The organism is Pseudomonas sp. Leaf58 (assembly GCF_003627215.1).
Taxonomy (GTDB): domain Bacteria; phylum Pseudomonadota; class Gammaproteobacteria; order Pseudomonadales; family Pseudomonadaceae; genus Aquipseudomonas.
In genome coordinates this window covers 2,509,242-2,523,865 of record NZ_CP032677.1, presented here as the reverse complement: position 1 = coordinate 2,523,865, position 14,624 = coordinate 2,509,242, and the positions used below count along the sequence as shown (strand labels likewise).

8 protein-coding genes and 1 pseudogene are annotated in these 14,624 nt (G+C 63.5%); 7 read left to right on the top strand and 2 right to left on the bottom strand.

Translation table 11 applies throughout. The features are described 5' to 3' along the window. Positions 1-20 precede the first annotated feature (20 nt). Complete coding sequence (locus DV532_RS11720; protein WP_056796806.1) at positions 21-956, bottom strand: ABC transporter substrate-binding protein; 936 nt, start codon at positions 954-956, stop codon at positions 21-23. 305 nt (positions 957-1,261) lie between these two features. Here DV532_RS11720 and DV532_RS11715 point away from each other — a divergent pair, with 305 nt between their 5' ends. The 7 genes from DV532_RS11715 (at position 1,262) to DV532_RS11685 (ending at position 12,540) form a co-directional block, all read left to right on the top strand. Next, positions 1,262-1,870: a cysteine dioxygenase gene (locus DV532_RS11715; RefSeq protein WP_056796803.1), complete on the top strand. Its 609-nt coding sequence runs from the start codon at positions 1,262-1,264 to the stop codon at positions 1,868-1,870. Further along, entirely contained in the window at positions 1,867-3,453 is a 1,587-nt protein-coding gene (locus tag DV532_RS11710) for a rhodanese-related sulfurtransferase (RefSeq protein WP_056796800.1), read from the top strand. Before DV532_RS11715 ends, DV532_RS11710 begins: the two co-directional genes overlap by 4 nt. Positions 3,454-3,639: 186 nt before the next feature. Continuing rightward, complete coding sequence (mexE, locus tag DV532_RS11705) at positions 3,640-4,881, top strand: multidrug efflux RND transporter periplasmic adaptor subunit MexE (RefSeq protein ID WP_056796797.1); 1,242 nt, start codon at positions 3,640-3,642, stop codon at positions 4,879-4,881. Between the two features lie 12 nt (positions 4,882-4,893). Beyond that, on the top strand, positions 4,894-8,073 hold the full coding sequence (locus DV532_RS11700; protein ID WP_056796794.1) for an efflux RND transporter permease subunit: 3,180 nt from the start codon (positions 4,894-4,896) through the stop codon (positions 8,071-8,073). Next, positions 8,070-9,485, top strand: coding sequence for an efflux transporter outer membrane subunit (locus DV532_RS11695; RefSeq protein WP_056796791.1), 1,416 nt, complete (start codon positions 8,070-8,072; stop codon positions 9,483-9,485). The genes DV532_RS11700 and DV532_RS11695 overlap by 4 nt, the downstream gene beginning before the upstream one ends. Positions 9,486-9,762: 277 nt before the next feature. Further along, positions 9,763-10,818 (top strand): tetratricopeptide repeat protein, encoded by a 1,056-nt coding sequence (locus tag DV532_RS11690; protein ID WP_056796788.1) that lies wholly within the window; start codon positions 9,763-9,765, stop codon positions 10,816-10,818. Positions 10,819-10,896: 78 nt separating this feature from the next. Beyond that, a complete protein-coding gene (locus tag DV532_RS11685; RefSeq protein ID WP_056796785.1) occupies positions 10,897-12,540 on the top strand; it encodes a response regulator in 1,644 nt (547 codons plus the stop codon). Here DV532_RS11685 and DV532_RS11680 read toward each other — a convergent pair. Continuing rightward, positions 12,520-14,586 (bottom strand): annotated as a pseudogene (locus DV532_RS11680) (ATP-binding protein). The gene DV532_RS11685 and the pseudogene DV532_RS11680 overlap by 21 nt on opposite strands. Positions 14,587-14,624: the final 38 nt, after the last annotated feature.

Genomic DNA, 14,624 nt, shown 5'->3' with positions numbered 1-14,624 from the left:
CTATCGCCGGTACAAGAAACTCAGTGCTCGAATGCCGCCGCAAACGAGGTATCGAACAGGCTCGCCGCCGGGTAGGCCTTGATCAGCCCCAACCCGGCAAAAAAGTCCACGGTCTTCTGCGCCTCCACGATCACCTGCGGGTTCAACGCCGCCACATCAGTACGTGCCCGGGCAAACCAGGCGCGGGCGATATCGCGGTCGGCGCGGGTACGCTTGGCCCAGGCATCGGCATAGGCTTCGGTATGGGCCGGGTCGCTCAAGGTCCAGTCACGGGCCTTTTTCAGGCGCTGGAGAAAATCACTGATTTGCGCCCGTTTGGCCTCCACCGCCTTGGCATTGGCCACCACGAAACTCTGCGCCGGTATCAGCCCTTCGGCAGTGGCCAGCACTCGCGCCCCTTGGCGCTCCTGCTGGGTGACATACGGCTCCCAGGTGGCGATCACGTCCACCGCACCGCCATCCAGTGCATGCGAGGCATCCAGGGCGCTGAGGTAGCGCAGCTCCAGGGCATCCCGAGGCACCGCAGCCTTATCCAACGCGCTGAACAGCAACTGTTGGCTCCAGGAACCCTTCCAAATCGCCGCGCGCTTGCCGCGCAGGTCTTCCAGGCTGTGAATGTTCGAGTCCTTGCGCGCCAGAATGGCTACGCCATCCAGGTTTTGCCGGCTGACCGCAATCACCTTGATCGGCGCACCTAGCGCCCCGAGGAACAACGGCGGGGCGTCCCCCAGCAGCCCGATGTCCAGGCTGCCCACGTTCAGCGCCTCGGCCACCGGCGAGCCGGCGGTGAACTGCTTCCATTCCAAGGTATAAGGCAGGTCGTTGAGCACGCCGGCGGCTTCCATCACGGCACGGGCGTTAAAGCTCTGGTCGCCCACCACCAAGGTTTGCGCAGCAGCGGCCAGGCTAAGAGAGCTGGCCAGCACACCGGCGGCCAATTGCTTGAGGTATCGCACGTTCGTCTCCAGGTACCGTTGGGGTACATAAGGCCGATCCGCGCGTGCGGTCTCGAGAGGGTTGTCACGGGGCTGGCATATTCGCTTTAACTATAACCAGCGCAATGCTTATAAGTTATCTGCTAAGTACAACGGCGTGAAATTCGTTTTGGGCATAAGCTAATGCGCTGCGCAGGGCTCATCACCCAACGGATCGATCAGCCTATAAATGCATTTGTTGCATATTAGCTTATGCCTATTTCTACTTTTGAGAATATTCAGTGCGTTTGCTAGGGTTTAACCAAACCGTCAGCCGAGCCTGAACCATGAGCCACCCCCTGCACCTTGAGCGCCTGCGCCACTTCATCGACGCCCTCTCGCAACTGCTGGACCGGGAAACCGACGAAGCCACCCTCCTCGATCAGGGCCAGGGCCTGCTGCGCAGCCTGATCGCCCATGACGATTGGTTACCCGAGGCACTGGCGCAACCGGACCCGGCCCGCTATCAGCAATATCTGCTGCACTGCGATTCACGCCAGCGCTTTTCCATCGTCAGTTTCGTCTGGGGGCCGGGCCAGCAAACGCCGATCCATGACCACCGCGTATGGGGCCTGATCGGCATGTTGCGCGGCGCCGAATACTCGCAAGGCTATAACCGTAGCGAACACGGCGCATTGCTACCGGCAGGCGAACCGGTACGTATCGACCCCGGCCACGTGGAAGCTGTTTCGCCGCGCATCGGTGACATCCACCAGGTCAGCAATGCTTACCACGACCGTGTTTCGATCAGCATTCACGTGTATGGCGCCAACATCGGCGCAGTCAACCGCGCCGTGTACCTGCCCGACGGCAGCGAAAAACCGTTCATTTCCGGCTATTCCAACAGCCTTCTGCCCAACATTTGGGACCTGTCCAAAGAGAACCCTGCCCCATGAGTAACGTAGCCACCCGCTCCTACCACGCTATTCGCGGGGCATTACTGGCCCAGGAAGAACTGGCGCTGATCGATGTGCGCGAAGAAGACCCGTTCGCCCAGGAACACCCGCTGTTCGCCGCCAACGTGCCCTTGTCCAAGTTGGAACTGGAGATTTTTGCCCGCGTGCCCCGGCGCGACACCGCCATCACCCTGTATGACGACGGCGAAGGCCTGGCAGCCCAGGCCGCCGAGCGCCTGCTAACCCTGGGCTACAGCGATATCGCAACGCTCGAAGGCGGCCTGGCCGGCTGGCGCGCAGCCGGCGGTGAACTGTTCCGCGACGTCAACGTACCGAGCAAGGCCTTTGGCGAGCTGGTCGAAAGCGTGCGCCACACGCCATCGCTGGCGGCCGAACAGGTGCAGGCGCTGCTGGAAGCCAAGGCCGATGTGGTAGTGCTCGATGCCCGCCGCTTCGACGAGTACCAAACCATGAGCATCCCAGGTGGCATCAGCGTGCCGGGTGCCGAACTGGTGCTGCGCGTTGCCGAACTGGCGCCCAGCCCTGCCACCCAGGTAATCGTCAACTGCGCCGGGCGCACCCGCAGCATCATCGGCACCCAGTCACTGGTCAACGCCGGCATCCCCAACCCAGTAGCGGCCCTGCGCAACGGCACCATCGGCTGGACCTTAGCCGGGCAAACCTTGGCCCACGGCCAGGAACGCCGCTTCGCCGAGGTCGCCGACAGCACCCGTAGCGACGCCGCAGTGCGGGCGCGCAGCGTGGCCGACCGCGCAGGCGTGGCTCGGCTTGAGCGAGCAGGCCTCGCGGCCTGGCAGGCCGATGGCCAACGCACCACCTACCTGTTCGACGTGCGCACCCCGGAGGAATATGCCCAAGGCCACCTGCCGGCCAGCCGCAGCGTGCCGGGTGGGCAGCTGGTGCAGGAAACCGACCATGTTGCCAGCGTGCGCGGGGCGCGCATCGTGCTGGTGGATGATGACGGTGTGCGGGCCAACATGAGCGCCTCGTGGTTGGCGCAGATGGGCTGGCAGGTCGCGGTGCTGGACGGTTTGTCGGCGGAGGACTTCACTGAGGTTGGCGAGTGGCAGGCACCGCAGCCCGCGTTACCCGCAGTGACCGAGATCGGTGTCGAGCAACTGCAAACCTGGCTGCAGGCGCCGGGTACGGTGCTGCTCGATTTCACCAGCAGTGCCAACTATGTCAAACGGCACATTCCCGGTGCCCACTGGGCGATCCGTGCGCAGCTGCCACAGGTGTTGGAGCGCTTGCCGGTCGCCGAACGTTACGTGCTCACCTGCGGCAGCAGCTTGCTGGCGCGCTTTGCGGCGGTGGACTTGCAGGCGCTTACGCAAACCCCGGTGTATGTGCTGGAGGGTGGCACGGCGCACTGGATTGCTGCGGGCAAGCCATTGCAGAGTGGTGAAACGCGCCTGGCCGTGGCGCGTACCGACCGCTATCGTCGGCCCTATGAAGGGACTGATAACCCACGTGAAGCCATGCAAGGGTATCTGGACTGGGAATTCGGCCTGATTGCCCAACTGCAGCGGGATGGGACCCATGGGTTCAGCGTGTTGAGCTGAAAATGCCGGGGGCGCCTTGCGCCCCTTACGCTGCAAACCTCCACGGCCAAGCCCACCATGCCCAAAATCGATGAATGACCCACACATATCATTCAGCGTGATAATAACCTTCGGCCCGTTCGATTCGTGCCTCACGCGCAACACACTCACACTCCGCCCACTATCAATACATTGGCGGAGTTCTCCATGGAACAATCACTCAAACCCTTGCGCTTGCCCCTCGCTGCCCTGGCAGTGGTGGTGATCAGCGCTTGTGGTCGAACCCCCGACGCCGTGCAGGCTCCCGCCGCGCCGAAGGTCACTGTAGCCAAGGTGATCGAGCAACCCATCAACGAATGGGACGAGTTCACCGGCCGCCTCGAAGCCCCGGAAACCGTCGAAGTCCGCCCGCGGGTCTCTGGCCAGATCGATCAGGTTGCCTTTACCGAAGGCGCCCAGGTCAAGAAAGGCGACCTGCTGTTCCAGATCGACCCACGCCCGTTCCAGGCCGACGTGCGCCGCCTCGAAGCCCAGCTGCAACAAGCCAAGGCCACCGCCATCCGCAGCGCCAACGAAGCCCGCCGCGGCGAACGCCTGCGTGACAGCAATGCCATTTCTGCAGAACTGGCCGAATCGCGCAGCAGCGCTGCCGCCGAAGCCCGTGCCGGGGTCGACGCGATCCAGGCCCAGCTCGACCTGGCCCGCCTGAACCTGAGCTTCACCCGCGTCACCGCGCCCATCAGCGGCCGTGTCAGCCGCGCCCAGTTCACCGCCGGCAACATCGTTACCGCCGACGTCACCCCGCTGACCAGCGTGGTCTCCACCGACAAGGTTTACGCCTACTTCGACGCCGACGAGCGCGTGTACCTCAAGTACACCCAGCTGGCCCGCGAAGGCCAGCGTGGCCAGAGCACCCCGGTGTACCTGGGCCTGACTAACGAAACCGGTAACCCGCACCTGGGCCAAATGAACTTCGTCGACAACCAGGTCAACCCGCGCACCGGCACCATCCGTGGCCGTGCGGTATTCGACAACAGCGACGGCCAATTCACCCCGGGCCTGTACGCGCGCCTGAAGCTGGTCGGCAGCGCCCAGTACGACGCCGTGCTGATCAACGACGAAGCCGTGGGCACCGACCTTGGCAAGAAGTTCGTACTGGTCATGGACAAGGACAACAAGGCCGCCTACCGCGCCGTGGAGCTGGGGCCGAAGCTCGAAGGCCTGCGCATCGTGCGCAGTGGCCTGGGCAAGGACGACCGCATCGTGGTCAAGGGCCTGCAGCGCGTGCGCCCTGGTTCGCCAGTTACCCCGGAAGAAACCCAGATGGCCAGCGAACAAACCCTCGCCGCCCTCGCCCAGCAACGCCAGGCGCTGGAGGCCAGCAACCCGGCACCGAAGGTAGCGGGCAACAACGTGAAAGTCGCCAGCGCTCAGGCGCCACGCGGTTAAGGGACCACACCGATGAACTTCTCGAAATTCTTCATTACCCGGCCGATCTTCGCCGCGGTGCTGTCGCTGGTGCTGCTGATTGCGGGTTCAATCTCGCTGTTCCAACTGCCAATCAGCGAATACCCCGAGGTGGTGCCACCCACTGTGGTGGTGCGCGCCAACTTCCCTGGTGCCAACCCCAAAGTCATCGGCGAAACCGTCGCCGCGCCGCTGGAGCAGGCGATCACGGGCGTGGAGAACATGTTGTACATGTCCTCCCAGTCCACCGCTGACGGCAAGCTGACGCTGACCATCACCTTCGCCCTGGGCACCGACCTGGACAACGCCCAGGTGCAGGTACAGAACCGCGTCACTCGCACCCAGCCCAAGCTGCCCGAGGAAGTGACCCGTATCGGTATCACCGTCGACAAGGCCTCGCCCGACCTGACCATGGTCGTGCACCTGACCTCGCCGGACAACCGCTACGACATGCTCTACCTGTCCAACTACGCCATCCTCAACATCAAGGACGAGCTGGCGCGCCTGGGCGGCGTGGGTGACGTGCAACTGTTTGGCATGGGCGACTACTCGCTGCGTGTGTGGCTGGACCCGAACAAGACCGCTTCGCGTAACCTCACCGCCAGTGATGTAGTAGCGGCGATCCGCGAGCAGAACCGCCAGGTGGCCGCTGGCCAATTGGGCGCCCCACCCGCCCCCGGTTCGACCAGCTTCCAGTTGTCGATCAACACTCAAGGCCGCTTGGTCAACGAGGAGGAGTTCGAAAACATCATCATCCGTGCCGGTGCCGATGGCGAAATCACGCGCCTGAAAGACATCGCCCGGGTCGAACTCGGCTCCAGCCAGTACGCGCTGCGCTCGCTGCTGAACAACCAACCGGCTGTGGCCATCCCAATCTTCCAACGCCCAGGCTCCAACGCCATCGAGATCTCCGATGAAGTGCGGGCGAAAATGGCTGAGCTGAAGAAGGACTTCCCTGAGGGCATGGACTACAGCATCGTCTATGACCCGACCGTGTTCGTGCGGGGCTCCATCGAAGCCGTCGTGCACACCCTGTTCGAAGCCCTGGTGCTGGTCGTGCTGGTGGTGATCCTGTTCCTGCAGACCTGGCGCGCCTCGATCATCCCGCTGCTGGCCGTGCCGGTCTCGCTGATCGGTACCTTTGCGGTCATGCACCTGTTCGGCTTTTCGCTCAACGCGTTGTCATTGTTCGGCCTGGTGCTGGCCATCGGTATCGTGGTGGACGACGCCATCGTCGTGGTGGAGAACGTCGAACGTAACATCGGGCTTGGCCTGAAACCGCTGGAAGCCACGCAAAAGGCCATGGGCGAAGTGACCGGGCCGATCATCGCCACCGCCCTGGTGCTGTGCGCGGTATTCGTACCCGCCGCGTTCATTTCCGGCCTGACCGGGCAGTTCTACAAACAGTTCGCCCTGACCATCGCCATTTCCACGGTGATCTCGGCCTTCAACTCGCTGACCCTGTCGCCGGCCCTGGCTGCTGTGCTGCTCAAGGAGCACCACGCGCCCAAGGACCGCTTCTCGCGGTTCCTGGATAAACTGCTGGGCAGTTGGCTGTTCGCCCCGTTCAACCGCTTCTTCGACCGCGCCTCCAACCGCTACGTCGGCGGCGTGCGCCGGGTCATACGCTCCAGCGGCATCGCCCTGTTCGTGTATGCCGGCCTGATGGGCCTGACCTACCTGGGCTTCTCGTCCACCCCGACCGGTTTCGTGCCGGCCCAGGACAAGCAGTATCTGGTGGCGTTCGCCCAACTGCCTGATGCGGCCAGCCTGGACCGCACCGAGGCTGTGATCAAGCGCATGAGCGAAATCGCCCTGAAGCAGCCTGGCGTGGCCGATTCGGTGGCCTTCCCTGGCCTGTCGATCAATGGTTTCACCAACAGCCCGAATAGCGGCATCGTGTTCACTCCACTGAAGCCGTTCGACGAGCGCAAAGACCCAAGCCAATCGGCGGCGGCCATTGCTGCTGCGCTGAATGCCCAGTTCGCTGACATTCAGGACGCCTACATCGCGATCTTCCCGCCACCGCCGGTTCAAGGCCTTGGCACCATCGGCGGCTTCCGCCTGCAAATCGAAGACCGCGGCAACCTGGGCTACGAAGCGCTGTACAAAGAAACCCAGAACATCATCGCCAAGAGCCACAACGTGCCGGAACTGGCTGGCCTGTTCACCAGCTACCAGGTCAACGTGCCACAGGTCGATGCCGCCATCGACCGCGAAAAGGCCAAGACCCACGGCGTGGCGATCAACGACATCTTCGACACCCTGCAGGTCTACCTGGGTTCGCTGTACACCAACGACTTCAACCGCTTTGGCCGCACCTACCAAGTCAACGTCCAGGCCGAGCAGCAGTTCCGCCTCGATGCCGAGCAGATCGGCCAGTTGAAGGTGCGCAACAACCTGGGCGAGATGATCCCGCTGGCGACCTTCCTCAAGGTCAGCGATACCTCTGGGCCGGACCGGGTGATGCACTACAACGGCTTCATCACCGCTGAAATCAACGGTGCCGCGGCGCCGGGCTACAGCTCCGGCCAGGCCGAGGCGGCGATCGAGAAGCTGCTGAAAGAAGAACTGCCCAACGGCATGACCTTCGAGTGGACCGACCTGACCTACCAACAGATCCTCTCGGGTAACACCGCGCTGTTGGTGTTCCCGCTGTGCGTGCTGCTGGCCTTCCTGGTGCTGGCTGCCCAGTACGAAAGCTGGAGCTTGCCGCTGGCGGTGATCCTGATCGTGCCGATGACCCTGCTGTCGGCCATCACCGGCGTGATCATTTCCGGTGGTGACAATAACATCTTCACCCAGATCGGCCTGATCGTACTGGTAGGCCTGGCGTGCAAGAACGCCATCCTGATCGTCGAGTTCGCCAAGGACGAACAGGCCAAGGGCCTCGACCCGCTGGCCGCGGTACTGGAAGCCTGCCGCCTGCGCCTGCGGCCGATCCTGATGACCTCGATCGCGTTCATCATGGGTGTGGTGCCGCTGGTGTTCAGCTCCGGTGCCGGCTCGGAAATGCGTCATGCCATGGGTGTGGCGGTGTTCTCGGGGATGATCGGCGTGACCGTGTTCGGCCTGTTCCTGACCCCGGTGTTCTTCTTCCTGATCCGCCGTTTCGTCGAACGTCGCCAAACCCGCAAGGCCGCACGCGTGCACTCGCTGGAGAACCCTGCATGAACCTGCTCAAACCCCTGACCCCGAGCCTGCTGGCGCTGGCCCTGGCGGCCTGCGCAGTAGGCCCGGACTACCACGCGCCGGCTACCGAGCCTGCTCAGCTGGCCAGCGATGTACAGGCCAAGGCCTATGACCGTAGCCGCTTCGAAAGCCTGTGGTGGAAGCAGTTCGACGACCCGGTACTGAACCAACTGGTGCAGGCTTCGCTGGACGGCAACCGTGACTTGCGGGTGGCTTTTGCCCGCCTGAAGTCGGCCCGTTCGATCCGTGAAGACGCTGAGAACGATCAGTTCCCAGTGGTCACCAGCCGCGTCAGCAGCGACCTCGGCAAGGGCCAGATCCCAGGCCAGACCACGCAGCGGGTGAACAGCGAGCGCTACGACCTGGGCCTGGACATGGCGTGGGAGCTTGACCTGTTTGGCCGCATCCAGCGCCAGATCGAAGCCAGCGAGGCCCAGGAAGCGGTAGCCGCCGCTGACCTGCAGCAGCTGCAGGTCAGCCTGATCGCCGAACTGGTCGATGCTTACGGGCAGCTACGTGGTGCGCAATTGCGGGAAAAAATTGCCCTGGCCAACCTCAAGACCCAGCAGGAATCGCGCAACATCACCGAAACCCTGCGCGATGCCGGCGTGGGCAACGACCTTGACGTGGTACGTGCCGATGCGCGCCTTGCCGGGGTCGAAGCCACCGTGCCGCAACTGCAAGCGGAACAGGCACGGGCCCGGCATCGCATTGCCACCCTGCTTGGCCAACGCCCCGACGCGCTCAGCGTAGACCTGTCGCCCAAAGCCTTGCCGGCCATCGCCAAAGCATTACCGGTGGGTGACCCAGGTGAACTGTTGCGCCGCCGCCCAGACATCCGCAGCGCCGAACGCCAACTGGCGGCCGCCACCGCCAATGTCGGCGTGGCCACCGCCGACCTGTTCCCGCGTGTCAGCCTCAGCGGCTTCCTTGGCTTTACTGCCGCGCGTGGCTCGCAGATCGGCTCGTCGGCGGCCAATGCCTGGGCACTGGGCCCGAGCATTACCTGGGCTGCCTTCGACCTGGGCAGTGTGCGGGCCCGCCTGCGCGGCGCCAAAGCCGATGCCGACGGGGCTCTGGCCAACTACGAGCAGCAGGTGTTGCTGGCCTTGGAAGAATCGGCCAACGCCTTCAGCGATTACGACAAGACCCAACAGCGCCTGTTATCGCTGATGCGCCAAAGCGATGCCAGCCGCAAGGCGGCGGAGCTGGCCTCGATTCGCTATCGCGAAGGTACGGTGGATTACCTGGTGCTGCTCGATGCCGAGCGTGAGCGGCTGAGCGCAGAAGATGCGCAGGCCCAGGGTGAGGTCGAGCTGTACCGCGGCATCGTCTCGATCTACAAGGCCCTGGGGGGCGGCTGGCAACCGGAGACCGTGGCCAGCGCGCGCTGATACTCCCTGATTCAACGCCTCCTTTGGTTGGTTCCTCCCCCAACCGTTTGCCCTGCAGGCCCTGGTCCGCGGGGCTTTTTTATACCTTTTGAAAGGTGTTTCGGTGTGTGTGTTCGGCACAACATTTTCATTGCCTGTGAGTTCGAGCGCCGCGCGGGCGGCGCTCGATGGGCGCACCACCTCATAACTTGAGCCAGGTACCTGGCAGCCTTCACTCGGTTGCATTTACCCCCCACCTAGCCCAAGCTCTGCCCTTCCCGCCGCCACGGATCGTCCGATGTCCAGACGCAACCGCTACCTGATCGCCCTGCTGCTGTTGATCCTGGTATCGGCCCTGTTCGGCTACCTGCGGCGCGACGACCAGCCAGCGCCAGCGGTTTTACCTGCACACAGCTATGCCAAAGCCCTGCGCCAGGCCCACGACGGCCTGCCTGGCGCTGCACGGGTGCTGTACCAACAGCTGCAACGCAACGATCTGCCGCCCATCCGCCGCGCGGCCCTTTACGCCGAACTGCCCAATTACCCTTCGCCACAAGCGTTGAAACTCGCTCGCCAAGACCTGGAACATGCCGACCCATTGGTGCGCCGCACGGCCATTGCCGGTATCCGCCGCCTGCTACCAGCGGCGCAACGCAGCTTGGTGCTCGGCCCGCTGCTGGACGACGAACAGCAAAGTGTTCGCTTTGCTGCCGTGGATGCCCTGCTGGGCCTCGATCCCGACGCCATAGGCCTGTATTTCGGCCCGCTGCAAGCAGCCCTTGAGCAATACCAGCAAGCTCTGGAGCAGCAGCCCGAGGATGCCGCTGCACAAGTGCACCTGGCGCGCCTGTACCTGCATGAAAACGACTACACCCAGGCCGCCGCCGCGCTGCAACGCGCCCTGACAGTAGCGCCTGACAACCTCGACGCATTGGCGACCCAAGTACGCCTGCTGGAGCGCCAGGGCCACCACGATGGCTCGCGGCAGGTGCTGGCCCAAGCGCTGGCGCAAAGCCCCGACTCTGCCTTCCTGCAGTATGAACTGGGGCTCTGGCTAAACCGTCATGAACAGCGCGAATACGCCTTGCTGGCCCTGTCTCGTGCCGTCGAGCTAGACCCGGACAACGCCGACTACCGCTATACACTGGCGGTCACCCTGCATGACCTGGAACAACTCGACGCCGCGCAAAAACAGCTGGAAACCGTGCTCAGCCGGCAGCCGGCCAATCGCCGGGCGCGGGTGTTGCTGATTCAGTATTGGAAGGAGACCGGCCAGCTACAGAACGTGCAGGTACTGTTGGCCGAGCTGGAGCAGCAGAACCCGGATGACCCCGTACTGCAACAAGGCCTTTAGGCAACGACCGAAATTTGTTGAACCCTGGGCGTGAGGCCAGGGTCCAGCCAATATCGAACCACCTGAAGGAGAGGCGTTTTGACCAGTTCGTTGGCGCTGGACGAACGTGCCTTGATCTTGGCACCCCCGCCATTAGCCGCAGAAACCGCTCGCCTGCTCAACTGCGCCGGCATAGATAACCTGTGCGCTGTCGACTTGGCCAACTTGCAGGCGTGCTTGGCCGAAGGCGCAGGCCTGGCGATCATTGCCGAGCAGGTGTTCAACCAAGGCCCAAGCTTGCTGTTGCAGGCATTCATCGACCAGCAACCGCACTGGTCGGACCTGCCTATCGTGCTGCTCACCCAGGGGCCGGCGTCAGCTATCGGTTCGCGCAACCACCCGGTGGGAAACCTGATGCAGGTCGCCGCCCCGTTCGAGAACGCCCATCTGCTGCACCTGGCCCAGTCCGCCCTGCGCAGCCGGCGACGGCAATACCTGGTACGCGACCAGTTGCTTGACCTGCAGCAACGCCTGGACGCCCACGGCGCGGCCCCCGCCGAGGAGCAAGCGCGCAGTGAGTTCGCCCGCCACCAGGCGCGCAAGATGGAAGCCATTGGCCAACTGGCCGGCGGCGTGGCCCATGATTTCAACAACCTGCTTACCAGCATTGGCGGCAGTTTCGAACTGATCGATCGGCGCCTGCAGCAGGGCCGTAGCGACAGCTTGGACGCGGTGCTGCGCATGGGCCGCGAGGCGGTGTCACGTGCCGCCCGCCTGACCCACCGCCTGCTGGCGTTTTCTTCCCGGCAATCGCTGCGCAGCCAGCGTATCGACCTGCACCACCTGCTCCAAGTGCAGCGCCTGGCGGCCTGCCTGAGCCCCGCCGTGACCTTGCAAGTGCACATCGCCAAGGGCCTGTGGCCCGTCGAAGCCGATGACCAGCAGTTGCAGGAAGCTGTCGACAACCTGCTGGAAAATGCCTGCGAAGCCATGCCCAGTGGCGGCGTGCTACGCGTCGCGGCAAGTAACCAGCGCATCGGCAGCGGGCAATTCGACGGCGGTGCCTTAGCCGCCGGTGACTATGTGAACCTGCGCATCAGCGACGACGGCCAAGGTATGGCAGCCAACACGCTGGAGCACGCTTTCGAGCCATTTTTCAGCACCAAAGCGATCGGCCAGGGCATCGGCTTAGGCTTGTCGATGGTATACGGTTTCAGCAAACAGTCCCGCGGCCATGTCACCCTGCGCAGCCAAATCGGCCGAGGTACCCAGGTAGACCTGTACCTGCCGCGCCATGTCGGCCAGGCCCAGGCATTGGGCAAGCCCATGCAGCCCGTGCAAGGCGGCCGAGGCCATCATGTGCTAGTGGTCGAGGACGACCCCCATGTACGTCAATTGCTGTGCCAGGCCCTGCACGAAGAGGGTTTTGCCTGCCATAGCACCGCCAACGCCAATGAAGGGCTGAAGGTACTGCGCTCGAACCAACCGGTGGATCTACTGCTCAGCGATGTGGGCTTGCCAGGCATGAATGGCCGGCAACTGGCCGAGATTGCGCGCAGCCTGCACCCCCGTTTGCCGGTGCTATTCATCACCGGCTACGCGGAAACGGCCATGGCTCGCGAGGGTTTCCTTGAGGCGGGCATGCAGCTAATCGGCAAGCCCTTCGAGCTGAAGCAACTGCAGGCGCAGGTGATGCAGATTCTGGGTAAACCCGGAGCCGCCTCAGCCATCGAGCATGCGTAGCGCTTCATCGGCAAGGTCCGCCAGCGGGAACGGCTTGTTCATCAATGCCGTGCCAGGCTGCGCGAGAAACTGCGCCTCGACTGGCTGGTCCGCGTAACCGGTGATGAACAGAATCTTCTGCTGTGGCAGCTGCATGCGCATCGCCTTGGCCACTTGTCGGCCGCTGAAACCGCCCGGCAAACCAATGTCGGTGATCACCAGGTCGAAAGGGCCGTCATTGCGGAAGCGCTCCAGCGCCGAATTGGCATCGCCCACCTCCGTGACATCGAAACCCCGCTCGGTCAGGTACTCACGCATCACAGCACGCAAATTCAGCTCGTCATCGACCAACAGCAGGCGCTCGCCCCGCGCCATGCACTGCGAACGCGGTGCCAGCTTAGGAACCTCGGGTACCGGGTCATGGCAGCGCGGAAAAAGCATCGAGACCTTGGTGCCCTGGTCAGGCACCGACTCGATCCAGGCGTAGCCCCCCGATTGGCCAACAAAGCCATACACCATCGACAGCCCAAGCCCAGAACCCCGCCCGATGGGTTTGCTGGTGAAAAACGGCTCGAAGGCCTTGGCGATGTCCGCCGCCGGCATGCCATGGCCATCATCCTCTATATGCAAGGCCACGTAGTCGCCTGGCGGCAGGCCATGCTCATCCGGAAAACTCGCGTTCAGCCGCCTGTTGACGCTATGCAAGGTCACATTACCACGCCCCAGGCACGCTTCACGGGCGTTGGCACAGAGGTTGATCAAGGCATTTTCAAGCTGCGGCACATCCAGGTTGACCGCCCACGAGGTGACATCCAGTTGCCAATGCAGGCGCATTTCAGCACCCAGGGTGCTCCGTAGCAGGGGTTCGCTCAGCCGCAATTGCCGATTGAGGTACAACGGCTTGGGCGCCAGGGGTTGATGGCGGGAAAACGCCAGCAGGCGATGAGTCAGTTCCATGGCCCGCTGCACCGAGTCGCGCGCCACCTCCACATAGGCCTCTACCCGCTCCACGCGCCCCTCCTAAAGGCGCCGTTGCAGCAGTTCGAGGCTGCCGCCAATACCGGACAGCACGTTGTTCATTTCATGGCCCATGCCCCCCGCCAACTGGCCAACCACCTCCATCAGCTCGTGGTTGCGCATCAGCGCCTCGGACTGGCGCGCGGCCTCTTCGCGGTCTTCGGTAATATCCCGGCCAACCGCGGTCAGCAGGTTGCCGTCGAACCGCGCACTCCAGCGAAACCAGTGATAATGGCCTTCACGGTGACGCAGCCGGGTCTCCAACTGCTCGGTGTTGTGGTATTGCAGAAACCCGGACACGGCCACCTGTACTTCCGCACGGTCCGCTGGGTGCACCAGTTCCAGCACCGACACATCTCGAACCTGCGCTTCAGTCCAGCCGAGGATGTGGTGCCAGGCGGGGTTGGCGGCATGCACCTTCAGCTCAGGGGTAATGGTCATCATCGCATCACGCGACAACTGCCAAAACTGCTCGCGCTCCGTGACATGCCGCTCGATCTGGCGCTCAAAGTGTTGCGCCTGCGCGCGCCAATGGCGGTACGCCTCGCCACTGGCGGTGGTCTCGATCACCGTGTGCAGAAACCCCGCCACACTGCCCAGCTCATCGTGAAGCGGTGCATAACCGAACGCGCACCACAGCGGCTCGGCACCCTCGCCACAGGTGATACGCAACGGTGGGTCCTCGACAAAATTGGAGCGCCCTTCAAGCGCCTTGAACACCCATGGCCCCATCGCCGGCCAAACATCGCGCCATAACGTATCGAACGGTTGGCCCAACGCATCCGGGGCAACGGGCCGTAAGGCCCGGTAGGCGCCGTTATGGACCACGCTAAGGTCTGGCCCCCACACCACAGCGCACGGGAACGGTGACAAGTGCATCATGTCGACGGCAATGCGCAACGAGGCTGGCCAACGCGGCAACGGCCCGAGCGATGTGCGCCCCCAGTCGAATCGTGCAATCCGTTCGCCCATCGTCTCGACCGACGGTGCAGTAGGCGGTTGCAGCAGAACCTGCGGTGCAGGCTCACGCGGTGTACCGTTAGCGACCAATATCGTAACTCCCGCACTGCTCTAGGTTGACCACCGGT

What these genes read in the sequence shown, in the direction of transcription:
- DV532_RS11715 (WP_056796803.1), top strand. Translation starts at nt 1,262, where the DNA reads ATGAGCCACCCCCTGCACCTTGAGCGCCTGCGCCACTTCATCGACGCC.
- DV532_RS11710 (WP_056796800.1), top strand. Translation starts at nt 1,867, where the DNA reads ATGAGTAACGTAGCCACCCGCTCCTACCACGCTATTCGCGGGGCATTA.
- mexE (WP_056796797.1), top strand. Translation starts at nt 3,640, where the DNA reads ATGGAACAATCACTCAAACCCTTGCGCTTGCCCCTCGCTGCCCTGGCA.
- DV532_RS11700 (WP_056796794.1), top strand. Translation starts at nt 4,894, where the DNA reads ATGAACTTCTCGAAATTCTTCATTACCCGGCCGATCTTCGCCGCGGTG.
- DV532_RS11695 (WP_056796791.1), top strand. Translation starts at nt 8,070, where the DNA reads ATGAACCTGCTCAAACCCCTGACCCCGAGCCTGCTGGCGCTGGCCCTG.
- DV532_RS11690 (WP_056796788.1), top strand. Translation starts at nt 9,763, where the DNA reads ATGTCCAGACGCAACCGCTACCTGATCGCCCTGCTGCTGTTGATCCTG.